The organism is Pseudodesulfovibrio sp. 5S69, assembly GCF_037094465.1.
Classification (GTDB): Bacteria; Desulfobacterota; Desulfovibrionia; order Desulfovibrionales; family Desulfovibrionaceae; genus Pseudodesulfovibrio; species Pseudodesulfovibrio methanolicus.
Window position 1 is genome coordinate 1,558,375 of the sequence record NZ_CP146609.1, and the last position, 22,169, is coordinate 1,580,543.

Sequence of the window (22,169 nt, forward strand, 5' to 3'; positions counted from 1 at the left end):
ATTTGCGACCCACCGACACTGAACGGGTTCGAATATGCGTCGGATTCCGGCTCTCGGGCGGGTTTTCGGGGCCCAGCAAGGCTCCCGGAGGCCGGTCGGGGTGCATGGTGCGCGGATTGGCTTATTCCATTTGTGCAGACAAAATGCAATTAAAGTGTCAAAAAGTAGGTTTTTAATTATTTTGCCTTTACAATAGGAACATCGCGAGTTAGGTTGCTTTCAAGTTCATGGCTGGTCGGCCCTTGGGCGGCCAGCGAAAATTGGAGGAAACAGCGCATGATGGAAATCAGAGTTCACAGCAAGGGGGGGCAAGGGGCTGTTCAAGCCAACCGCATGCTGTGCAGGTCCATTGTTCAGGCAGGCGGTTACGCGCAGTTCATCCCCGCTTTCGGGGTGGAGCGCAAGGGCTCGCCTGTGTTCGGATTTTTCCGGGTTTCAGACGCCCCGATCCGCGTCAATTCCCAAGTCTATTCGCCCGATTTGGTGGTGATCATGGATGAGAGCCTGCTCGGGGCCGTGGACGTCTACGCCGGGTTGAAGCCGGGCGGCCGGGTGCTGGTGAACACCAAGCGCCGTCCCGACCAGCTCGGCCTGCCCGACGACGTCTCCAGCGTCGGCGTGCTGGACGCCTTCGGCATCGCCGGAGAGGTCCTCGGCCGGAGCATCCCCAACACCACCCTCCTGGGCGCCATCGCCGCGTTTGTTCCCGGTGTGGACCGGGAGCGGCTTTTCGGTCTGATCGGCGCCAAGTTCGGCGAGGCCAACGTGCGCGCCGCCCAGCGCGGCGCCGAGGAACTGCGGGTCCATCCCTGGGCCGAGAGCGCGAAGGAGGCGGAGTGATGCGGCGTTTTCCCATGGCCAATGAAGGAATGTACATCGTGGACACCGGCTCGTGGCGCGCGTTCCGGCCGGTGGTGAATGCGGAGAACTGCGTGGATTGCGGTATCTGCGCCATGTATTGCCCCGTGAACTGCATCAGCGGCGGCGAAGGCCTGGCGGTCATCGACCTCACCTACTGCAAGGGGTGCGGGCTGTGCCGCGTGGAGTGTCCCAAAGATGCAATCGACTGGGTCGAGGAGTGAAAGAGATGCTGGAAACACGTGACGCATTGACAGGAAACGAGTGTGCCGCACACGCCGTGCGGTTGTGCCGGGTCGACCGGGTGGTGGGCTACCCCATCACGCCGCAGTCCTCGGTGGTGGAATATATCGCGGCCATGGTCGCCAACGGCGAGATGAGCTCCGAGTTCGTCGCCCCCGAGTCCGAGTACGCGGTCATGAGCATCCTCAAGGGCGCCGGGATCATGGGCGAGCGGGTCTTCACGGCCACCTCGGGGCAGGGCCTGGCCTTCATGTACGAGCCCTATTTCAGTACCTCCACGGCGCGCATCCCCATGGTCATGGCCATCGCCAACCGCGAGATGATCTCGCCGGTCACGGTCTGGAGCGGCCTGCAGGACGCGCATTCCGTGCGCGACGCGGGCTGGATACACCTGTACGCCGAGAGCAACCAGGAAATTTTGGACAGCATCATCCAGGGATACATGATCGCGGAACACCCCGACGTCATGATCCCCGTGCACGTCTGCTACGACGGCTTCTATCTCTCCCACCAGTCCGCCGTGGTCAACATGCCGGACCAGGCGCAGGTGGACACCTTTTTGCCCGCCCCCAACGTCCGGCAGATGCTCGACGTGAACGAGCCCCGTATGGTCGACGGCAACACCCCCGGCGACCTGATGATGGAGTATCGCGAGGATCATCTCTGGAGCATGAAGCGGGCCCTGGACGTGGTCGAGGAGGCCAACGACCGCTTCGCCGAGATATTCGGCCGCAACTACGGCGGCCTGCTGGACACCTATCGCCTCGACGACGCGGACGAGGTCCTGGTGGTCATCGGCGCGCTCAGCGGCGCGGCCAAGGACGCCGTGGACGACGCGCGCGGCAGGGGAGCGAAGGTCGGCCTGATCCGCATCCGCTGCCTGCGTCCCTTCCCCTCGGCCAAGCTGGGCGAGCTTCTCGCCGGGAGAAAGGCCGTGGGCGTCGTGGACAAGAGCGTCAACTTCGGCTGGTCCTCCGGCATCGTCTACCAGGAAGTGCTCGGCGCGCTGGGTCAGGCCCGGCTGAGCGTGCCCACGCTCTCCGCCATCGGCGGCCTGGGCGGCTCGGACATCCGCCGGGAGCATATCTCCCAGGTCATCAAGCTGGTCCACGAATGCGCCCGCACCGACAGGTCGCTGACGGAAGCGGTCTGGCTGAGGCCCGACATGCTGCAAGACTGAGAAGGAATAAGAAAATGAGTACCATGGATATTCTGAAAAAGAGTGAAGATATGGTTTCACCCGGCCTGTCCGCCTGCCAGGGATGCACGGCCGAGCTCTCGCTGCGCACCGCGTTCAAGGTGTTCGGCTCCAAGACCGTGCTGGGCGTCCCCCCGGGATGCATCGCCGGAGTGGGCGTGCCGGGCTGGGGCGTGAAGACCGGCATGAAGACGCCGGTGGTCATGCCGCTTCTGGGCAACAGCGCGGCCCTCATGGCCGGGGTCAAGCAGGCTTACGCCAAGATCGACCCCGAGGTGCACTGCGTGGTCTTCGCCGGTGACGGCGCCACCGTGGACTCCGGGTTGCAGACTCTTTCCGCGGCGGCGGAGCGCGGCGAGAACATCATCTACATCTGCTACGACAACGAAGGCTACATGAACACCGGGTTCCAGAAGAGCGGCACCACCCCGCACGGGGCGCACATGTCGACTTCCCCCTCGGGGCCGTACAGCCGGGGCAACATCGGCTTCAAGAAGGATGTCCCGCTGATGCTCGCGGTCCAGGACGCGGCCTACGTGGCCACGCTCTGCCCGAGCCACATCCAGGACTTCGTCAAGAAGGTCCGCCGGGCCACGGAGATCAAGGACGGGCTGAGCTACCTGCACATCATGTCCCCCTGTCCCACGGGGTGGGGGATCAAGCCCGACCAGAGCATCCAGTATGCCCGCCGCGCCGTCGAGTCGCTCTATTTCCCGCTGTTCGAGTACGACCACGGGACCTACACCATCTCCCGCCCCACGCTCCGCGCCGCGGAGAAACCCCGGCCCGTCGCCGAGTTCTACCAGGGACAGCGGCGGTTCCGGCACATGAGCGAGGAGGAGATCCAGCGCATCCAGGACGACGTGGACCGGAAGTGGAGCCTGCTGAAAAAGCTCGCCTCCTGACGGCCGCGTCGCGCCCGGACCCGACGTTCCGGGTATTTTGAGAATCCCCCATCCCTTACCCCCAGTCGTCCATGGCCCCCCTCCGGGATCATGGACGGCCCGGGCGGGGCGGGCCGGGTGCGTCCGGCGCGGCCCTCGGGGTACCGTTGCAAGGAGAACCAACGTGCAGCATTCCATTTTGGCAATCAATTTCGGTTCCACGTCCACCAAGCTGGCCTGGTACATGGATGAGGAACTCCAGGCCAGGGAGACCGTCCAGCACGACCCGGAACGGATCATGCGTTTCGACACCCTGCTGGACCAGCAACCCATGCGCCGGGCGGCTATCGAGGACTTTCTCGGCCGGCACGGAGTCGATCCGCACTCGCTGACCGCCGTGGTCAGCCGGGGCGGTCAGACCCGACCGCTGCCGAGCGGGGTCTACCGCATCAACGGGCTGATGCTCGACGACGTGCGCAGCGGTTGCTGGGGTACGCACGCCACCAACCTGGGCGTGGTCCTGGCGCACGCGCTGGGCGCGGAGTGGGGCTGCGAGCCCATGGTCGTGGACCCGCCGGTTTCGGACGAGTTCGCCCCCCTGGCCCGGATCACGGGCATGCCGGAACTCAAGCGCCAGAGCAGCTTCCACGTACTGAACCAGAAGGCGGCGGCCCTGCGCCACTGCCGCGAGCAGGGACTGCGCTACGAGGCGTGCCGCTTCGTGGGGGTCCATCTCGGCGGCGGGATTTCCGTGTGCGCGCACGAGGACGGCCGCCTGGTGGACGCCAACAACGCCCTGGACGGGGATGGACCGTTTTCACCGGCCCGCGCCGGGACACTGCCCAGCGGAGCCCTGGTCCGGCTGTGTTTTTCCGAACGATTCAGCGAGGCGGAGATCCTGGAAAAGATCAACGGCAAGGGGGGCGTCATGGCCCACCTGGGAACCACCGACATCGTCGAGGTGGAGCGCCGCATCGCGGGCGGCGACACCCGCGCGGAACTGATCCTGGACGCCATGTGCTACCAGGTGGCCAAGGAGGTCGGCGCCATGTCCACCGTGCTCGAAGGGCGCGTGGACGCCATCCTGTTCACCGGCGGCATCGCCCATTCCGGCCGGGTTACGGGCCGCATCCGGGAACGGGTCGAGTTCATCGCCCCGGTGTACGTGTATCCGGGGGAGGATGAGATGCAGTCCCTGTCGCAGGGGGCCCTGGCCGCGCTCACCGGGACCCGTCCTTGTCTGGAGTTGACCGCTCCCGCCGACGCGGCGCCGGAGAGGGCCGCGGGTGAATCCCTACTCAACCAATAAGGAGAAATCCATTGTTCACATCATTTGACGCAATGTCGGCCTATTGGCGGGAACATGCGGCCCCCGCCCGGATCGGCGTCGCCTGTCCCGAGGATGCGGTCATCATGAAGGCGGTGCTGCTCGCCCATGAGCTGGGCATCGTGAATCCGGTGCTGGTCGGCGACCAGGAGGCGATCGTCACGCTGCTGAAGGCCGAGGACCGGACGCCCGGTGATTTCGAGATCGTGCACGTGCCGGACGAGGCCCGCGCCGGAGAATACGTGGCCGAGGGCGTGGCCGCGGGGAATTTCGCCGCGCCCATGAAGGGCCACATGCAGACGGCCCGCTTCCTGCGCCCGCTGCTGGACAAGGAGCGGGGCGTGGTGCCCCGCAACGGGCTGCTCAACCAGGTCACCGTGTACGAGGAGCCCTCCGGGACCCGCCTGCGGCTGATCTGCGACTGCGCCGTGAACATCGCCCCGGACCTGCAGCAGATGGCCTCCATCGTGAAGAACGCGGTGCTCCTCGCCCACCGGCTCGGCTGCGCACGGCCCAGGGTGGCCGTGATCGCCCCCCTGGAGAGCGTGAACCCGGACATCCCGTCCACCGTGAACGCGGCCCTGCTGTCCAAGATGGCGGACCGGGGATATTTCGGGGAGGCGGACGTCGACGGGCCGCTGGCCCTGGATCTGGCCGTGTCGCCGAAGGCGGCGGAACTCAAGGGAATCGGCGGCCCCGTGGCCGGCAACGCGGACATCATGGTCGCGCCCGGACTGGACGCCGGAAACATGACCCACAAGGCGTTGGTGCACATCGCGGGCCTGAAGACGGCCGGTGTGGTGACCGGCGGCACGCGGCCCATCATCATGACCTCGCGCACCGACTCCGTCGAAGACAAGATGCGTTCGATTCTTACCGCGATGCTCGCAGGAACAGGCGTGGACCGCTGACCTCGCCCGCTTCGGCGGTGCGGCCGCGCCCGGGCCCGGAACGTTTGCACGGCGAACGTTTCGGGCCCGTTTGCGTTCGGCCGTTTCCGTTTCGCAACGTAACCGGCCTTTCTACATAATATTTGCTTCTACACGCCTTTGTCTCTAAGGTATGGCAATGAACGGGGCGTTTCGTCCCATGACCTCGCCTTCCCGGATTCCCTGCCGTTTGAACAGCGTGTTCGCGTCCGGGGAAGCGCTGAAATCGAAACCTGCTGCCTGGAGAGACCGCGCATGGCCGAACTGGATGCCCTTGACAAGAAGATCCTGGATTTGCTGATGAAAGACGGGCGGATGCCCATTGCGCAGATCGCGCAGCAGATCGAACTCTCGCGGGTCGGTGCGCGGGAGCGCATCAACAAGCTCAAGAAGCGCGGGGTAATCACCAAGTTCATTCCGCTGATCGACAACATCGCCATCGGGTACACCTGTTCCGCGTTCCTGGACATCGAGGTCGGGCCCCAGTCCTTGGAGTCCGTGGCCGAAGAACTGACCGAGCTGGATGAGATCATGGTCGTCTACCTGATGACCGGCAACGTGAGCCTCCATGCCCACGCCCTGATGCTCGACAACAAGCACCTCGCGGAATTCCTCCGGACCAAGATCTACCGCATTCCGGGCATCACCAACGTCAACGTGAGCGTCATGCTCAAGCGGTACAAGACCGAGCTGAACCTGCTCTGAGGCCCTGGCGGCCCTTTTCGGATCGAGCCGGGCAACCGGGGCCGTTCGCGCCCCGCCCGACATCGCCCGCACGGAGACGGGAACCTCAGATGGAGGTTCCCGTCTTTTTTTGCGCCGGGCCGGTATCCGGGACCGCCGCGAATTCGGCTCCAGGGGGCTCCCCGCCTCGGTGCCCGACGGCAGCATCGATCTGCCGGCATTGTTTATTTACATTCGTCATATTCACACTTCGTTTGTTTACTAATCGTCAATGATCGCTCAACCCAAGCAGGGGGTGGCCCGGAGGAGGGCGTCGTGCATTCCGCGCCGGGCGCGCCCTGGCCGCGCGGCCGATACAAAGAGGGGCCGGAAAACTGTTGTTTCGACTATATGGAATAAAAAATGGACAAATAACTTCCGATTCGTCTTAAAAATGATTTTTCCTATTTACAAAGGTAGAGTAGCGCGCTAGGTTGCGCATAGTTTAGACAGATGGACAAGCTGGGCCCAGAGTTCTGTCTGCAAGGAATGGATTCGTCAGGGGAGTTGATCAGACCTGCCGGCGGGAGGGAACCCGTTCGGAGGGCAGTGTTTCCGCGCGGAAAGGACGTGCACAGGCGCTGTTTCGATCGAGACTCCCGGAGTTTAGGCGTTGCAGTGAATGAAACGTGGCGGCGGTGAAGAGAGCCTGTTCCCGGATCGACGTCCGGAAGGATTCCGTTGCCGAAAAAGCTGAATGGGACGAATGTGGACGCCCTGTGCGGACGCTCTCGTCCGGCAGTGAGGAGATGCTTCATGACCATTAAGAATTTATCGTGGCCGGTCGTCCTCGTAGGGACTGCGCTGGTAATGCTGTTAGTATATACGCACAAACTTCCGAACAACGTCATGGGCGCCTATGGGCTCATGTTCATTCTGGGGATAGTGTTCGGAGAAATCGGTTCGCGGGTGTCGTTCATCCGGAATTGGCTCGGCGGCGGTCCCATCATGTGCATCTTCGGGCCGTCCCTGATGATCTATTTCGGCATGCTTCCGCCGGAGTCCATCGGGCTGATGAAGGATTTCATGAAAGGCTCGCCGAGCTTCTTCAACTTCTTCATCACCTTCCTCATCTGCGGCGCGATGCTGTCCATCTCCCGGCGCATCCTGCTGCAATCCACCCTCAAGTTCCTGCCCACCGTGCTGGCGGCCATCTTCGGCGGCTGCATCCTGGCGGCCCTCGGCGGGCTGGTCACGGGATACGGCGCGGTCAAGGCCGTGATGCTGCTCGCCGTGCCCATCATCGGCGGCGGCGTTGGAGCCGGTGCGCTGCCCCTGTCGCAGATCTATTCGCAGACCGCCGCCATGACCACCGAGCAGATGCTCTCCGTCGTCATGCCCGCGGTCGTGCTCGGCAACATCCTGGCCATTCTCTTCGCCATCGCGCTGAACCGGATCGGCAAGAAATACCCCGGCCTGACCGGCAACGGGCAGATCATGAAGATCGACGATTCCGAGCTGCGCACCGCCCTGGAAAACGAGAAGGCGCACAGGGAGTCCATCCCGGTGAGCATCGAAGGGCTGGGCGTCGGCTTCTTCATCAGCGTGACCTTCTATCTCGCGGCATTCGCCATCAACCGCTTCCTGGTCCCCAGCGTGCACACGTTCGTCTGGCTGATCCTGTTGCTGACCATCGCCAAGGCCGCCAAGGTCCTGCCGGAATCTCTCGAGGTCTCCACCATCCACTGGTCGCAGACCTGGGTGAAGAACCTGCTCTTCGCGGCGTTGGTGCCCATCGGCATCGCCTACATGAACATGGAGCAGGTCATCGCGGCCGTGTCCAACCCGGCCTACGTGATCATCTCCATCCTGACCGTCCTGGGCTCCCTCCTGGGCGCCGGGCTCATCGGGGTGGTCCTGAAGCTGTTCTTCGTGGAGTCCTCCATCGCGGGCGGACTGTGCATGGCCAACATGGCCCAGACGGGCGACCTCGCCACCCTGGCGGCGGCGGAACGGCTGGAGCTGCTGCCTTACTCGGCCTACGCTTCGCGCATCGGCGGCTCCATCGTGCTGGTCCTTGCCGGATTGCTGGTCTCGGCCATCGGACTCGGCATGTAACCCCGGCAGCGGGCAACAATACGGCCGGCCCCGGGCCGGTCTCAAGGAGGAAATATGAAAATCGAATATGAGAAGTGCAAGGCGTGCGGCCTGTGCATCCCGTTTTGCCCGGTGGGCGCCATCGGCAAGGAAGGCGACCGGGTGGTCATTGATCAGGAAGAGTGCGTGGAATGCTGCCTCTGCCTGCGCAACAGCAAGTGCCCGACGGAGGCCCTCTACCAGGAGGCGCTCCAGATGCCGCGGTCCATCCGCAAGGCGTTCAGCGATCCGCTCGGCAAGCACGAGAACACCGACCTGGGCCATCTGGGCCGGGGAACGGAAGAGGTCAAGACCAACGACGTGACCGGGCTGGTGCACGGCACCGAGTACATCGCCATGGCCGTGGAGCCGGGCCGTCCCCTGGTGGGCGCGCGCATCTCGGACGTGGAGAAGATCGCCATGGCCATCGCGCCCTACGTGGTCTCCTACGACCAGAACAATCCCACCACCAAGCTGATGATCGATCAGAAAAAGGGGCTGTTCGAGCCGTCCATCAAGAACGAGAAGGTGCTTTCCTGCATCCTGGAGTTCAAGCTCGCGGCCAAGGATCTGAATTCGGTGATGAAGGCCTTCGAGGAAGTGGGAAAGGAAGTGGACACCGTGTTCAGCGTGGGCGTCATCGCGGCCACGGACGAGCAGGGCAACTGTCCCGCCGAGGCCGTCATCCGCAAGCGGGGCATCACCTTCCTGGAGACCTCCACCAAGGTCAACATGGGTCTGGGCAAGCCGCTGTTCACCGCGTAGGCCCTGCCCCGTCAACCTTGCCATCATAAAGAGGAACGAAACATGTCGCATACGCTTCATCGCATCAAGGACAAGCAGCCGGACGCGGACTATGTCGTGCTCGTCATGCCCGCACGGGGCATCAATAACGACGACGTTGTCGGGCATTATCAGAAATACATCGACATCTTCAAGAAATACAACCCGGTAAACATGGGCGGCATGAAGATCGGCCTGCTCCTGGACAACACGCCGGAAGAGCTCAAGGTCAATGCCTGCGACGACGCGCCCATGGTCCACGCCGTCTTCAGGACCAAGGAGGACCTCACCGGGGTCCTGGGCGAGATCAAGGACAAGGACTACGGGTTCTCCGTGGTGGTTTCCGGGCTGCTGGACGACGTGCGTGACTGCGCCGAGAAGGTCGGGCTGAAGCCGCACTCCTACAACTTCAGCCTCGGCGTCTACGGCGCGCTGGACAAGCTCCCCCCGCGCCCGGTCCTGGAGATCTGTACCATGTGCGGACACGCGATGGTTACCCCCGGCCTCGTGCAAAAGCTGGCGGCCGACATCCGCAAGGGCAAGACCACCACCGAAAAGGCGGCGGAGAAGCTCACCCGCCCCTGCATGTGCGGGATATTCAACACGGCCAAGGCCAAGGCCGTCCTGGAAAGGATCGTGGAATCGCCGGAGGTGTAGTCCCCGACGCAAGCCCTCGGTTCATCGGCGGGAGCTTCGGCTCCCGCCTTTTTTTGTGCCCTGTCCACGCCCCGGCGGCCACGGCTGCCGTCCCGCCGGGCCGGGACGCTCCGCGTCGGGAGCGCGGAAGAGGGCGCCGGTTGCTGTGCCCGGCAGTGGCGGCCCCGGCCATTTTTTCATCGGATGAATTTTTTGTGTTGACAGGTCCGGTCGTCGCGGCTAGTTAGTAAGTGACTATTTACTTACAAACGGAGACGACATGGCTCGACCGGCAGTGAAGAAACAGGACATGGAGAACGCGGCGATCCGGCTGTTCGCCACCAAGGGGCTGGCCCAGACCACGGTCAAGGACATCGCGTCTGAGGCCGGGGTGACCGAAGGGGCCCTGTACCGGCACTATCCGGGCAAGAACGCCATGGCCTGGCAACTGTTCTGCCGCGAGATCGAGACGTTCTCCGCGGAGCTGGGCACGCGGATGTTCGCGCCGGGCGCGCCGCTGGCCGCCAGGGTGGAGGCGAGCGTCCGCTTCATCTTCGACTACTACGGGAAGTATCCCGTGCAGTTCGCCTTCATACTGCTGACCCAGCACGGGTTCCCGGAGGAGAGGATTTTGGACGTGGCCTCGAACCCCAACGACATGGTCGAGCGGTTTGTGGATGAGGCGGTCCGGGCGGGCGAGATTCCGTCCATGAACTCGAGCCTCGCCTCGGGCTTGGTGCTGGGGCTGGTCCTTCAGGTCATGGTCATGGACCGCTACGACCGCATCGAGATCGACGGCTCGGTGGTCGACGACGTGGTCAGCGCGGTCAAGCGCGTCCTGATGATCGGCTGATTTTTCGGCGCGTGTTCCTGCGGGTGCGCGCCTTTTTTGAACGGTTATTAATAAGTGAACATTCACACACAAAAGGAGAGGGATATGGCCAGGGTATTCGAAACAGCGGCGGCAGGGGCCTTGCCGGGCCGAGGTCTTCCAGATCCCGTGCAATTCCTGGCAGATTGTTGTGCCGGGGGGGGGGTGCCGTACGGTCTCCCATTTCCGATTCACCCTTTCCCCTCCGCGAGCGGGCATAACAGGAGCGTCTCATGCGGTCTTTACTGAAGATACATGGCTTTACTCCGTACATCCTGGTGGTCCTGCTCAACGCCATGACCGATCTGGGCCACAAGATCATCATCCAGGATACGGTCTTCAAGAGTTTCGACGGGCCGCAGCAGATCGCCCTGACCGCCGTGGTCAACGCGCTGATCCTGCTGCCCTTCATCCTGATGTTCACCCCGTCCGCGTTCATCTCGGACCGGTTCGCCAAGGACAAGGTTATCAAGATCTGCGCGGCGGCGTCCATCCCGCTGACCATGCTCATCGTGGTCTGCTACCACGCCGGGCTGTTCTGGCCCGCCTTCGGGCTGACCTTCCTGCTGGCCGCCCAGAGCCCCGTCTACTCCCCGGCCAAGTACGGCTACATCAAGGAAATGACCGGCAACGACCGCCTGGCCCAGGCCAACGCGGCGGTCCAGGCCGTGACCATCGTGGCCATCCTGGCCGGGGCGGTGATCTTCTCGCTCTTCTTCGAGCATTATCTTGCGGGTGCGGTCGGCACGCCGGGCGAGATCCTTCAGCACATCGCGCCGTGCGGCTACATCCTCGTGGCCGGGGCCGTGCTCGAGACGCTGATCACCCTGACCCTGCCCGAGAAGCGGCCCGGCGACGCGGGGCTGACCCTGGACGGGCGCAAGTACCTGCGCGGCGGGTACCTGAAGTCCAACATGAAGCTGATCAGGAAGAGCGAGGTCATCTGGCTGTCCATTATCGGCCTGGCCATCTTCTGGGCCGTGAACCAGGTCCTGCTGGCCGCCTTCGGCACACACCTCAAGGACGTGGCCGGCGAGACCAACACGGTCATCGCCCAGGGCATGCTCTCCCTGGGCGGCGTGGGCATCATCATCGGCTCGGTCATGGCCGGAAAGGTTTCCCGGAACTACATCGAGACCGGGACCATCCCCCTGGGTGCCATCGGCATGACCGTCTGCCTCTTCCTCCTGCTCAAGGCCGGTACCGACGCCCTGTCCGTGCCCGCGAAGTTCTTCGGCGTCGCGGGGATTCCCAAGCTCGGCACCGGCAAGAAGGACCTGGCCGGGGCCCGCAAGCTGGCCCTGGAGTACGCCGGAGCATAGCCCCCTGTTGAAGCGGGCCCGCGCGGGCTGGTGCGGACATACTTTCGCGCCGTGCAGGTTCACGGACAAGACCCCTTGCCCGGCTCCGGGACCGCGCTCTCCGCCTGCATGCACCGCAACGGGGCTGGGAGGTCACCTTCGGCGTGTCCCTGACCGTCACGGAAATGGAGACCAGGGACTTGGGTGCACTTGACCGGACGCATCGCCGGGATCATGGCCGGGGTGGCCGTCCTGTTCCGAAACGCCGAGGGGCAGCGGCAGATCGAGAAGGTCCCCGATCCGCTGGTTTCGATCCGCCCGGAAACGGCCGCGAACCTAGGGCTGGCCGAAGGAGACTGGGCTGTGATCTCCACCCCGCACGGGGCCATCCGCCAGCGCGTCCACATCACGGACGTCATGAGTCCGGGCACGGTGGATGCCCAGCACTCTTGGTGGTTCCCGGCGCGCAACGCCAAGTTGCCGGACCTGTCCGGAGCGTTCGATTTCAACGCCAACATGCTCTGCCCGGACGAGCCCGAGTTCTGTAGCCTGGAGATCGGCAGTTGGCCCCATATGGCGCTGATGTGCCGGATGGAAAAGGAGTAGGGGCCGCCGCCGCGCTCTCCCAACCCGACGTGAATAAGGCCCGCAATGCCATCGTGCATTGCGGGGCCGATGTTTTCTCGCCCAGGACTCCTTCGCCTGTATCTTGACTATTGACCTGGCTTCAAAAATGTAATATAAAAATCAATTTTAATTTTTTTGAACTTTCTAAAAAGAAAAAATATACGATAACTATCTATTTTTATTATATATTTATTTAAAATGATAAATATTTCACAATCATTTGGGGTTTGACGCGCTTTCGGACCTGCGTTACGCGGGAGCTATAGACACCGTGTTACAGGTGTCAGTGGGCCAACGACAGGCAGCGGACAATGGCAATGGCAGCCGCCTGCCGCCGGACCCAACCAACAGTTAAAACGCCGTGCCGCAGGCTGGTCGTGTCGGAGCGCCGCCTGGGCAGAGAGCGTGAAAACAATCGGAGTTAATATGAAGATTGCAATCGAGATCAACGTGTTCGGCGAGAACATCTCCAAGGTCGTTGAATATCCCGGAACCCCTTCGAGCCAGGGCGAAGTCATCCAGTGGCTGATGAGCCAGACCGACTACAAGTGGGCCGACTATGAGCACGCCCCCCAGGGAGACCGGCTGCTCTACAATTATCGTGACGGTGCCATTAACTAGACGCGGCATCGTCCATCCCCGTCCGCTCGGGCATTCCGGCTGATCTCAAGCCCTCCTTCGCCCAGGCGCAACCGGTAGAGCCTTACCGACGCGCTCAGGCGATCCAGGGATTCCGCCACCAGGACCGGGACGGCATTGGCATTGCCCGAGAGGGCGGGGAGCCCCGCAAAGGGGATGCAGATATGATCGCTGTAGTGCATGACCCCGTGCAGCCAGCGGTCCATGGACACCTTGGGCAACCGGAAACGCTCCTGGACAAAGCCCTGGAGGTTGTCCACGCACTGCAACGAACGGAGAATCTCCGGATTCAGTTCGATGAGGCAGTACCCGGCCTTTTCGTCGAAAAGGGCCTTCTGAATGGGTTGCAGATAGCAGGTGAACCGCCCGTCGCGGATCTTGATGCGGCCCGATTCCAGCCTGCGCAGCGATTCGGCCACCCGGCGCCGGTCGACAGTCCCCGCCCTTTTGAGCACTTCCCTTGCCAGACCCCTGAGGTCCATTTTCCGAGCGCAGGGAGCTGAGGACTTCTGCCGGGGAAACCTAGCCGCGCAGGCCAGAAAGACGTCCTGGTCGAACTGGTCGAGCCGCACACCCGTGTAGCGGAGGGTGCGGAGCGCACAGGTCGACTGGATGGGATAGTCGCGAACGCGCGTCCTGCGCCGTACGTACTGTCCCTGGAATAATTCGGAAGCGAAAAAGAGTTCCGGCGGCAAGCTGAGGAACGCGCATTCCCTCTGCGTCAGGGCTTCGGCTCCCTCGCCGTTCTCGGAGCCGGGGGTCCAGCCCTGTCCCATCCATCCTTCCACCAGCATGTCGTCGTCGTACATCCCTGCTTCTCCTCTATCGCTTGACTGTGTGCGTCGCTTCGGTGCCCGGAGCGCGCCTGGGTGTGGCCCGGAGCGGCGGCTGCCGCCCCGGACCACGGAGGCTAAGGTGATGAGGTGTCTATAATTCGTTGGGCAATTCCTTGAGCTGCGCATTGGTGAAGACCGGGCCGTCCTTGCAGACGTATTTGGTGCCGATGTTGCACCGACCGCAGATGCCCACCCCGCATTTCATCCGCTTTTCCAGGGTCGTGATGATCTGCTCGTCCTTGAATCCGAGCGAATGCAGGGCCTCGATGGTGAACTTGATCATGATCGGCGGGCCGCAGGTCACGGCAAAGGCGTTCTCCGCGGAGGGAGCCATCTCCTTCAGCACGTTGGGGATCAGCCCCACGTGGTGCTTCCAGTCCGGGGTGCCGTTGTCCACGGTCAGCTCGGTGGTCATGTCCTCGCGGCCGAGCCACTCGGGCAGCTCGTAGCTGAAGGCCATGTCCGAGGGGCTGCGCGCGCCGTAGAGCAGCGAGATCTTGCCGTAATCGTCGCGGTTGTCGAGCATGTACAGGAGCAGGGTCCGCAGCGGGGCCATGCCGATGCCGCCGCCGACGAAGACGATGTCCTTGCCCTTCATATCCTCGTAGGGAAAGCAGTTGCCCAGGGGGGCGCGCACACCGACCTGGTCGCCGACGCGCAGCTTGTGCAGTTTCTCGGTCAACTCGCCCACGCGCATGACGCTGAACTGCAAATAGTCCATGCGGGTGGGGGACGAGTTGATGACGAACGTGGACTCGCCCACGCCGAACACGGACAGCTGCCCCACCTGGCCCGGCTCGAACCGGAAGTTCCGCATGGCGTCGGGATTGTTGAGGGTGATGCGGAACGTCTTGATGTTGGACGTTTCCTGGATCACCTCCTGGATGGTGGCCATGTCGGGAAGGTACAGATTGGTCGCGTCGGTACTAGTCATTGGCGTGCTCCTCTTTGGCCAAGGCGCGGTCTCGCGCTTGGGCGACGATGGCCCGGACGTCCATGGACACGGGGCAATGCACGATGCACCGGCCGCATCCCACGCAGGCGAGGTTGCCGTCGTGCAGTTCGGGGTAGTAGCTGAACTTGTGGCCGATCCGGTTGCGCATGCGCTGGGCCTTGCCGTCGCGCGGGTTGTGGCCGCTGCCCTCCAGGGTGAACTGGAAGGACATGCAGTTGTCCCAGGTCCGGACCCGGACGCCGTCATCACCGTTGACCTCGTCGGTCATGTTGAAGCAGTAGCAAGTCGGGCAGAGGTAGCTGCACGCGCCGCAGCTGAGGCATTTGGCCGCCACCCCGCCCCAGAACTCCTTGTCGTCGAAGAGCCGGAGTACTTCGCCCTCGGTGCCGCCGAGGGGGTCGCCGCCGGGCATGGCCTCGCTCACGGCCTCGCGCACCTTGCGTGCCTCCTCCTTGCGCTCCTCGGCCTCCATCAGGGGCTGTTCCGCCAGGAACGCCTCGCCCTTCTCGGTCACGGACTCGATCACGTATCCGCCGTCCACGGGCGTGAAGAGCATGTCCGCACCGTCCGTGTCGCCGGGGCCGCCGCCCACGCGGTTGCAGAAGCAGGTGTCCGCCGGCTCGGTGCAGGCCAGGGCCGCCACCAGGGTCTTGTCCCGGCGGGTGCAGTAGTAGATGTCCCGGCGGGTACCGGCGTCGTAGACGCGGTCGAATACGGTGAATCCCTTGGCGTCGCAGGGCCGGGCGCCGAACAGGAAGGTGTCCTGGTCGGGCAGGGTTTCGCGGACCTCCAATTCGGTCTTGGACGGCACGCCCTCGCCCTTGGAGTAGTGAAACTCGAACAGGGTCTCGCAGCGCGGGAGCAGGGCCGCCTTGGCCGAGGCGTCGGCCAGCCCCTTCAGGTCCAGGCGGCTGTTTTCGTCCAGGGGCGCGAACAGGGTCTGTCCGCCCGCCTGTACCGGAGCCAGGACCTGCCGCGTTTCGGTCAGGGACAGGAGCCAGGGCATGAGCTTGTCGTTGGCGATATATCGTGCGGTGAGCATTACCACTCCCTCTCCTTGATGTTTTTCTCCTCTTCACGGAACTCGAACAGCGGCGGGGCCTGGTCCGGATCGGTCCCGGCCCGGTAGTCGAAGAGATCCTGGATGCTGCGGTTGAGGGCCTGCTTCAGGGTCATGATGGGCAGCCCCATGGGGCAGGCCCGTTCGCATTCGCCGCATTCGGTGCAGCGCCCGGCCGTGTGCAGCGCGTGGATGGCCTGGAACATGAGCTTTTCCCTGGGGTGGTCGGTCTGATCCACCCAGTGGGGCTCGCGGCTCTGGGCCGCGCAGTGGTCCTGGCACACGCACAGGGGACACGCCGACCGGCAGGCGTAGCAGCGGATGCAGCGGGTCATCTGGTCTTCCCAGAAGTGGAGCCGCTCTTCCATGCTCATGGCCTCCAGCTCCTCCAGGGTCGTGGTCGGGGTCTCGGTCACCTGGGGAGGCTGGCCGTGCTCGCCGATGAAGTGGTCGCAGACCTCGGCGTCGGCCCCGGTGCAGGTGAAGCATTTCTTCTGGAGCGCTTCGGCCAGGGGCAGGGTCTTGGCTTCGCCGGCCACGGTGAACCGGGCGGTTCCGCCGTCGACGGCCACGGATTCCAGGCCGCGGGTCGACCCCAGGGCCTTGCGCACCGGACGGGCGTCCACGGCCCCGGTGCAGTGCAGGCCGAAGATGGTCACGTCCTCGCGGTCGATGAGCTTTTCCTGGAGCAGTTCGACCAGGGAGCGGGCATCGCAGCCCTTGACCACGATGCCGACCTTCTTGCCGCGCAGGCCGGGCAGGTAGCCAGCCAGGTTCTGGGAACAGCGGGGGTCCCACTCGATGCGCTCGACGTCCGCCTCGTCGGTGATGAACAGCGGGGTGTGGCTCAGGGGATCGGGGCCCGCTGCCCAGGCAATGACCATGTCAAGCTCGGGCAGCGCCTTCTTTATCGCGGATTTCAAATCATCTATGGATGATGCCATTGCGGGACTCCTTTAACGGACCTGGGGTTGGTCCAGGTGGCACAGGCACATGTCCAGGCTGGTCCCGGACTTGAAGCCGGGCATGGGGCCCAGCGCGTGCACCTGTTCGGTGAAGCTGGTGACCACGGACCGCCAACGCTGGCCCTCGGAGGCCGAAACCCAGGTGTATTCGAAGCGACCGGGATCGACGCCGATGACGGGCAGCAGGGCCTTGAGGACCTCAAGCCGCCGACGGGCGTAGAAGTTGCCTTCGGAGTAGTGGCAGTCCCGGGGATGGCAGCCGGAAACGAGCACGCCGTCGGCGCCGTTCATGAACGCGCGGACGATGAACAGCGGGTTGATGCGTCCTGTGCAGGGCAGCCTGACGATGCGCAGGTCCGTGGGCTGGGCGAACCGGCCCACGCCGGCGGTATCGGCGCCCGCGTAGGAGCACCAGTTGCAAAGGAATCCGATGATTCGCAGTTCCTTTCCTTCGTTTACAGACATAAGGTGTTCACCTCGGCGAGTATCTGGTTGTCGGTGAAGTGGCTGAGCTGGATGGCGCCCTGCGGGCAGGCGGCCGTGCATACGCCGCAGCCCTGGCACACGGTCTCGATGACCGAGGCTTTGGTCATGCCGCGGAAATCGATCATCTCGATGGCCCCGAAGGGACAGACCGATTCACACTTGCCGCAGCCGATGCAGCGCACCAGCTTGACGCCCGAGACCTGGGGATCGCTGGCCAGCTTGTCCTTGGAGAACAGGGCCAGGACCTTGGCCGCGGCCGCGTCGCCCTGGGCCACCGAGGACGGGATGTCCTTGGGCCCCTGGCAGGATCCCGCCAGGTAGATGCCCGCGGTGTTGGTCTCGACCGGCTTGAGCTTGGGGTGGCCCTCCAGGAAGAATCCGTAGGGATCGTACGAGATGCGCAGCTTCTCGGCCAGTTCGCCCGCGCCCTTGGCGGCCTCGGCCCCCACGGCGAGAACGACCAGGTCGGCTTCGATCTCCACCTGCTGGCCGAGCAGCGTGTCCGCGCCCTTGACCAGGTAGCGGCCGTTCTTCGGCTGGATGGCGGAGACCCTGCCCCGGATGTACCGGGCGCCGTACTCCTCCATGGCCCGCCGGGTGAACTCGTCGTAGTTCTTTCCGGGCGCACGGATGTCCATGTAGAAGACGTAGGACTGGGAGTCGGGCATGTGGTCCTTGGTCAGGATGGTCTGCTTGGCCGTGTACATGCAGCAGAAGCCGGAGCAGTAGGGGCGGCCGATGGATTTGTCGCGGGAGCCCACGCACTGGATGAAGACGATGTCCTTGGGCTCGGCGCCGTCGGAGGGCCGCTTTATGTGGCCCTCGGTGGGACCGGAGGCGGAGAGCAGCCGCTCATATTGCATGGACGTGATCACGTCCGGGTAGCGGCCGCCGCCGTATTCGCCGTATTTGGTGAAGTCGAACAGGTCGTAGCCCGTGGCCGCGATGATCGCGCCCACCTGCTCGGTGACCAGTTCGTCCTGCTGGTCGAAGCGGATGGCCTCGGTCGGGCAGACCTTGGCGCAGACGCCGCACTTGCCCTTGGTCAGCTTGATGCAGGCGTCGGCGTTGATGCTCGCCTTTTTGGGAATGGCCTGGGGAAAGGGAATATTGATGGCCGTGGTGGTGCCGATGAATTCGTTGAAGCGGTCCGGGGTCTTCTTGCTCGGGCACTTGGTGGTGCATTCGCCACAGCCGGTGCAGGCGTCCCAGTCCACGTAGGCGGCCTTGCGTCGCACGGTGACGTCGAAGTTGCCGACAAACCCCTTGACCGAATCCACCTCGGACAGGGTGTACAGGGTGATGTTCGGGTGCTGGGCCACGTCGACCATCTTGGGGCCGAGGATGCAGCTGGAGCAGTCCACGGTGGGGAACGTTTTGTCGAGCTTGGACATCTTGCCGCCGATGCTCGGCTCGCGCTCGACCAGGATCACTTCGAGCCCGCCGTCGGCGCAGTCGAGGGCGGCCTGGATGCCGGCCACGCCGCCGCCGATGACCATGACCCGCTTGTTGATCTCGAATTCACCGGCCTGGAGGTAGTCGTTGCGGCGCAGCTTTTCGACGGCCATGTGGACCAGTTCACCGGCCTTGCGGGTGTTGGCCTCCTTGTCCTTGCCGACCCAGGAGACGTGCTCGCGGATGTTGGCCATCTCGAACATGTACTTGTTCAGGCCCGCCCGCTCCAGTGTGCGCCGGAAAGTCGCCTCGTGCATGCGCGGGGTGCAGGAGGCCACCACCACGCCGTCCAGGTCGTACTCCTTGATGGCATCGACGATGCCCGCCTGTCCCGGCTCGGAACAGGCGTACATGGTGTCCGTGGCGAAGACCACCTCGCGGAAGCCCAGGGCCGCCTTGGCCACGGCCTCGGTATCCACGGTTCCGGCGATGTTGCTGCCGCAATGGCAGACGAAAACTCCGATATTCATTAGGCCCCCTCTCCGGTGTGCCCGGCCAGTGCGGCGAGCAGGGGACGCGGACTGACGCAGAGCTTGTCCAGCATGGTGCTCGTCTCGCCCTGCCCGGCGGCAAGGCCGGCAAGTTGCGAATAATAGAAGACGGGCATGTTGTGCCCGCTGTGATTGGCGCGGTTGATCTGCGACTGGCGCATGTCCAGGTTCATCTGGCACAGGGGGCAGGCGGTGACGATGGCGTCGGCCCCGGCCTCCTCGGCCGCATCCAGGACGCGCCCGGAAAGCTTGGCGATGACGTCCTTGCGGGTGGTCCCCAGGGAAGCGCCGCAACAGTCGGTCTTCAGCGGGAAGGGCAGGACCTCGGCCCCCAGCTCGGCCAGCAGGTTGTCCAGGGCCATGGGGTTCTCCGGGTCGTCGAACTGCATGATCTGCGGCGGGCGGACCATGATGCAGCCGTAGTACGGGACCACCTTCAGGCCCTTGAGCGGCTCCTTGACCAACTTGGCCAGGGCCTGGATGCCCAGGTCCTCGACCACCACCTGGAGCACGGACTTGATGGGCAACTCGGCCTTGAGGGTCCGCCCCACGACCAGTTCCACCTTGCGGTGGAATTCGGGATCGGCCAGGCGGTGCTGGGTGGTCTTGAGATTCTTCAGGCAACTGGGACAGGGGGTGATGATGCCGTCCAGCTTGCGCTCTTCGGCCATGTCGTCGGCGATGCCCAGGTTGCGGCCCACCAGGCAGGCGGACAGCAGGTGGTCGACGGCGTGCGCCGGGGTGGACCCGCAGCAGTTCCAGTCGGGGATTTCCACCAGTTCGATGCCGAGGCTCCGGCACAGGGCGCGGGTGGAGGTGTCGTACTCGAGCGAGGTGCCGAGTCCCGAACATCCCGGATAATACGCGTAACTCAGACTCATTGTTTTTGCTCCCGATAGCGGTCGAAGATCCCTCGGATTTCAGCTAATTTCTTGATGTCGTGCGCCTTCAGGCCCAGCTTGCCCTTGCGCAGGGCCATGGGAGCCAGATCCATGTCGGTGAACATTTTGCCGGTCTTGCCTACGTAGTTGGCCATGAGGCCGAGCTCGAAGACGCGGCCGTGTTTCTCCACGGACTCCAGGAAAGCCTTCCAGAAGGCGCTGACCGCCTTCTCGCTGACGATATTTTCCCGGCGGGCCATGTGGCGCAGCACGTCCATGATCCTGGCCACGTCGATGTCGTTGGGGCAGCGTGTGGTGCAGGTCTCGCAGGAGGCGCACAGCCAGATGGCATGAGAGGACAGGGCTTCCTGTTTTTTCCCGGCTTGGACCAGGCGCATGATCTGGTTGACCGGGTAGTCATAGGCGAAGGAAACCGGGCACCCGGCGGTGCAGTTGCCGCATTGGTAGCACAGGGCGAGGTCCTGCTCGCTTTCCCGCTGCACCTCGGCAATGAAGTCTGAATCAAAGGTTTTCGTGCTGGATGGCATGGACGCGAATCTCCGTGTTGTGAGCAAAAGGACGGCGTCTGGGGACCGTCCGGTAACGAAAATATCTTCCGATAGGGGCGGGGCCGAAGCCCCACCCCCATTGGAAGGGAGGACCTACATTGCTGCTTCGTAGATGGCCATGACGTCCATGTCCTTGGGGCAGCGGGGGTTGGTCAGGCCGCAGGCGTCCTTCTGGGCGTTTTCGGTCATGATCTTGATGTCCTTGATCTTGACGTCCTTGCCGTAACGCTTGCCGAGTTCGACCAGACCGGCGGGGATGCCGACGTCGGAGGAGAGCTGCTTGATGGCTTCGAGGCACAGCTCGGCGGCGTTGCGCTTGCTCATGCCTTCGATGTTCTGGTCCATCATCTCGGCCATTTCGGCGAACCGCTCGACACGGGCGATGAGGTTGAACTTCTCCACGTGGGGCAGGAGGATGGCGTTGCATTCGCCGTGCGGCAGGTCGTAGAAGCCGCCCAACTGGTGGGCCATGGCGTGGACGTGGCCGAGGCTGGCGTTGTTGAAGGCCATACCGGCCAGGTACTGGGCGTAGCACATGCCTTCGCGGGCTTCGATGTCGGAGCCGTTGGCAACGGCGCGGCGCAGGAACTTGAAGACCAGGCGGATGGCCTTTTCGGCGCAGGCGTCGGTCATCGGGGTGGCGATGGTGGAAACATAGGCCTCAACGGCGTGGGTCAGGGCGTCCATGCCGGTGGCGGCTGTCAGCGCCGGGGGCATGCCCATCATCAGCAGCGGGTCGTCCAGGGCGATGCCCGGGGTGACGCGCCAGTCGACGATGGCCATTTTCACCTTGCGGGAGGTGTCGGTGATGATGCAGAAGCGGGTCATCTCGGACGCGGTTCCGGCGGTGGTGTTCACCGCAATGTACGGGGGCATGGGGTTGGTGGACTTGTCCACGCCTTCGTAGTCGTGGATCTTGCCGCCGTTGGCAACGACCAGGCCGATGCCCTTACCGCAGTCGTGGGAGGAGCCGCCGCCCAGGGTGATCAGGGAGTCGCATTTGTTGTCCTGGTAGACCTTCACGCCGTCGTGGACGTTCTTGTCGGTGGGGTTGGGGATGGTCTCATCGTAGACCACGCAGTTCATCTTCTGGCTCTTGAGCAGGTCGACGATCTGCTGGGTGATGCCGCAGGCGGTGATGCCTTTGTCAGTCACGAGCAGGGGTTTTTTGCTGCCCAGAGCTTTGATCTTGGCCGGGATCTCCTTGTGAGCGCCGATGCCGATGAGGGTCACGCTGGGAATGAAAAAGCCATTAACTTGTTCGGTAACTGCCATAATGTTCCGTCCTTGTGGTTTAGGGTGACTGAACTCGGGGACAAGTGCCTGCCACATCGTAGTGACGCCATCCCTTGAGCAAGGATCGGACCATTCTGTTT

Annotated in this window: 23 protein-coding genes; 14 read left to right on the plus strand and 9 right to left on the minus strand. The window is 63.7% G+C overall.

The annotated features are described in order from the left end of the window. Window positions 1-276 precede the first annotated feature (276 nt). From V8V93_RS07190 to V8V93_RS07255, 14 genes are all read left to right on the plus strand, one after another. Window positions 277-840, plus strand: coding sequence for a 2-oxoacid:acceptor oxidoreductase family protein (locus V8V93_RS07190; RefSeq protein ID WP_338669685.1), 564 nt, complete (start codon window positions 277-279; stop codon window positions 838-840). 14 nt (window positions 841-854) lie between these two features. Further along, entirely contained in the window at window positions 855-1,082 is a 228-nt protein-coding gene (locus V8V93_RS07195; protein WP_338669686.1) for a 4Fe-4S binding protein, read from the plus strand. Window positions 1,083-1,087: 5 nt separating this feature from the next. Further along, the gene (locus tag V8V93_RS07200; RefSeq protein WP_338669687.1) at window positions 1,088-2,281 is read left to right on the plus strand and encodes a hypothetical protein; all 1,194 of its coding nucleotides are present in this window, start codon (window positions 1,088-1,090) and stop codon (window positions 2,279-2,281) included. Between the two features lie 14 nt (window positions 2,282-2,295). After that, window positions 2,296-3,204: a thiamine pyrophosphate-dependent enzyme gene (locus tag V8V93_RS07205; protein WP_338669688.1), complete on the plus strand. Its 909-nt coding sequence runs from the start codon at window positions 2,296-2,298 to the stop codon at window positions 3,202-3,204. A gap of 163 nt (window positions 3,205-3,367) precedes the next feature. Beyond that, window positions 3,368-4,492, plus strand: coding sequence for a butyrate kinase (gene buk, locus V8V93_RS07210; RefSeq protein ID WP_338669689.1), 1,125 nt, complete (start codon window positions 3,368-3,370; stop codon window positions 4,490-4,492). 11 nt (window positions 4,493-4,503) lie between these two features. Beyond that, window positions 4,504-5,421 carry a phosphate acyltransferase gene (locus tag V8V93_RS07215; RefSeq protein WP_338669690.1) on the plus strand — a complete coding sequence of 306 codons (918 nt, stop codon included), beginning with the start codon at window positions 4,504-4,506 and terminating at the stop codon, window positions 5,419-5,421. Window positions 5,422-5,694: 273 nt separating this feature from the next. Further along, on the plus strand, window positions 5,695-6,144 hold the full coding sequence (locus V8V93_RS07220) for an Lrp/AsnC family transcriptional regulator (RefSeq protein ID WP_338669691.1): 450 nt from the start codon (window positions 5,695-5,697) through the stop codon (window positions 6,142-6,144). Window positions 6,145-6,972: 828 nt separating this feature from the next. After that, entirely contained in the window at window positions 6,973-8,220 is a 1,248-nt protein-coding gene (locus V8V93_RS07225; protein ID WP_338669692.1) for a 2-hydroxycarboxylate transporter family protein, read from the plus strand. Window positions 8,221-8,274: 54 nt separating this feature from the next. Next, complete coding sequence (locus V8V93_RS07230) at window positions 8,275-9,003, plus strand: ferredoxin family protein (RefSeq protein WP_338669693.1); 729 nt, start codon at window positions 8,275-8,277, stop codon at window positions 9,001-9,003. A 42-nt stretch (window positions 9,004-9,045) separates the two neighbouring features. Further along, window positions 9,046-9,678: a hypothetical protein gene (locus V8V93_RS07235; RefSeq protein ID WP_338669694.1), complete on the plus strand. Its 633-nt coding sequence runs from the start codon at window positions 9,046-9,048 to the stop codon at window positions 9,676-9,678. A 259-nt stretch (window positions 9,679-9,937) separates the two neighbouring features. After that, the gene (locus V8V93_RS07240) at window positions 9,938-10,510 is read left to right on the plus strand and encodes a TetR/AcrR family transcriptional regulator (protein WP_338669695.1); all 573 of its coding nucleotides are present in this window, start codon (window positions 9,938-9,940) and stop codon (window positions 10,508-10,510) included. A 251-nt stretch (window positions 10,511-10,761) separates the two neighbouring features. Further along, the gene (locus tag V8V93_RS07245; protein ID WP_338669696.1) at window positions 10,762-11,850 is read left to right on the plus strand and encodes an MFS transporter; all 1,089 of its coding nucleotides are present in this window, start codon (window positions 10,762-10,764) and stop codon (window positions 11,848-11,850) included. A gap of 183 nt (window positions 11,851-12,033) precedes the next feature. Beyond that, window positions 12,034-12,435, plus strand: a complete 402-nt coding sequence (locus V8V93_RS07250; RefSeq protein ID WP_338669697.1) for a molybdopterin dinucleotide binding domain-containing protein — start codon at window positions 12,034-12,036, stop codon at window positions 12,433-12,435. A 447-nt stretch (window positions 12,436-12,882) separates the two neighbouring features. Further along, entirely contained in the window at window positions 12,883-13,077 is a 195-nt protein-coding gene (locus V8V93_RS07255; RefSeq protein ID WP_338669698.1) for a hypothetical protein, read from the plus strand. Here V8V93_RS07255 and V8V93_RS07260 read toward each other — a convergent pair. The 9 genes from V8V93_RS07260 to V8V93_RS07300 form a co-directional block, all read right to left on the minus strand. Then, a complete protein-coding gene (locus V8V93_RS07260) occupies window positions 13,074-13,904 on the minus strand; it encodes a hypothetical protein (RefSeq protein ID WP_338669699.1) in 831 nt (276 codons plus the stop codon). The genes V8V93_RS07255 and V8V93_RS07260 overlap by 4 nt on opposite strands. Window positions 13,905-14,022: 118 nt before the next feature. Continuing rightward, window positions 14,023-14,865, minus strand: a complete 843-nt coding sequence (locus V8V93_RS07265) for an FAD/NAD(P)-binding protein (RefSeq protein ID WP_338669700.1) — start codon at window positions 14,863-14,865, stop codon at window positions 14,023-14,025. Then, on the minus strand, window positions 14,858-15,928 hold the full coding sequence (locus V8V93_RS07270; protein ID WP_338669701.1) for a 4Fe-4S dicluster domain-containing protein: 1,071 nt from the start codon (window positions 15,926-15,928) through the stop codon (window positions 14,858-14,860). Before V8V93_RS07270 ends, V8V93_RS07265 begins: the two co-directional genes overlap by 8 nt. Continuing rightward, entirely contained in the window at window positions 15,928-16,890 is a 963-nt protein-coding gene (locus V8V93_RS07275) for a 4Fe-4S dicluster domain-containing protein (protein ID WP_338669702.1), read from the minus strand. Before V8V93_RS07275 ends, V8V93_RS07270 begins: the two co-directional genes overlap by 1 nt. A gap of 12 nt (window positions 16,891-16,902) precedes the next feature. Continuing rightward, window positions 16,903-17,376 carry a hydrogenase iron-sulfur subunit gene (locus tag V8V93_RS07280; RefSeq protein WP_338669703.1) on the minus strand — a complete coding sequence of 158 codons (474 nt, stop codon included), beginning with the start codon at window positions 17,374-17,376 and terminating at the stop codon, window positions 16,903-16,905. Beyond that, entirely contained in the window at window positions 17,367-19,322 is a 1,956-nt protein-coding gene (locus tag V8V93_RS07285; protein ID WP_338669704.1) for a CoB--CoM heterodisulfide reductase iron-sulfur subunit A family protein, read from the minus strand. The genes V8V93_RS07280 and V8V93_RS07285 overlap by 10 nt, the downstream gene beginning before the upstream one ends. Next, on the minus strand, window positions 19,322-20,224 hold the full coding sequence (locus V8V93_RS07290; RefSeq protein WP_338669705.1) for a CoB--CoM heterodisulfide reductase iron-sulfur subunit B family protein: 903 nt from the start codon (window positions 20,222-20,224) through the stop codon (window positions 19,322-19,324). Before V8V93_RS07290 ends, V8V93_RS07285 begins: the two co-directional genes overlap by 1 nt. Further along, the gene (locus V8V93_RS07295; RefSeq protein ID WP_338669706.1) at window positions 20,221-20,772 is read right to left on the minus strand and encodes a 4Fe-4S dicluster domain-containing protein; all 552 of its coding nucleotides are present in this window, start codon (window positions 20,770-20,772) and stop codon (window positions 20,221-20,223) included. Before V8V93_RS07295 ends, V8V93_RS07290 begins: the two co-directional genes overlap by 4 nt. Window positions 20,773-20,886: 114 nt before the next feature. After that, complete coding sequence (locus V8V93_RS07300) at window positions 20,887-22,068, minus strand: iron-containing alcohol dehydrogenase (RefSeq protein ID WP_338669707.1); 1,182 nt, start codon at window positions 22,066-22,068, stop codon at window positions 20,887-20,889. Window positions 22,069-22,169 lie beyond the last annotated feature (101 nt).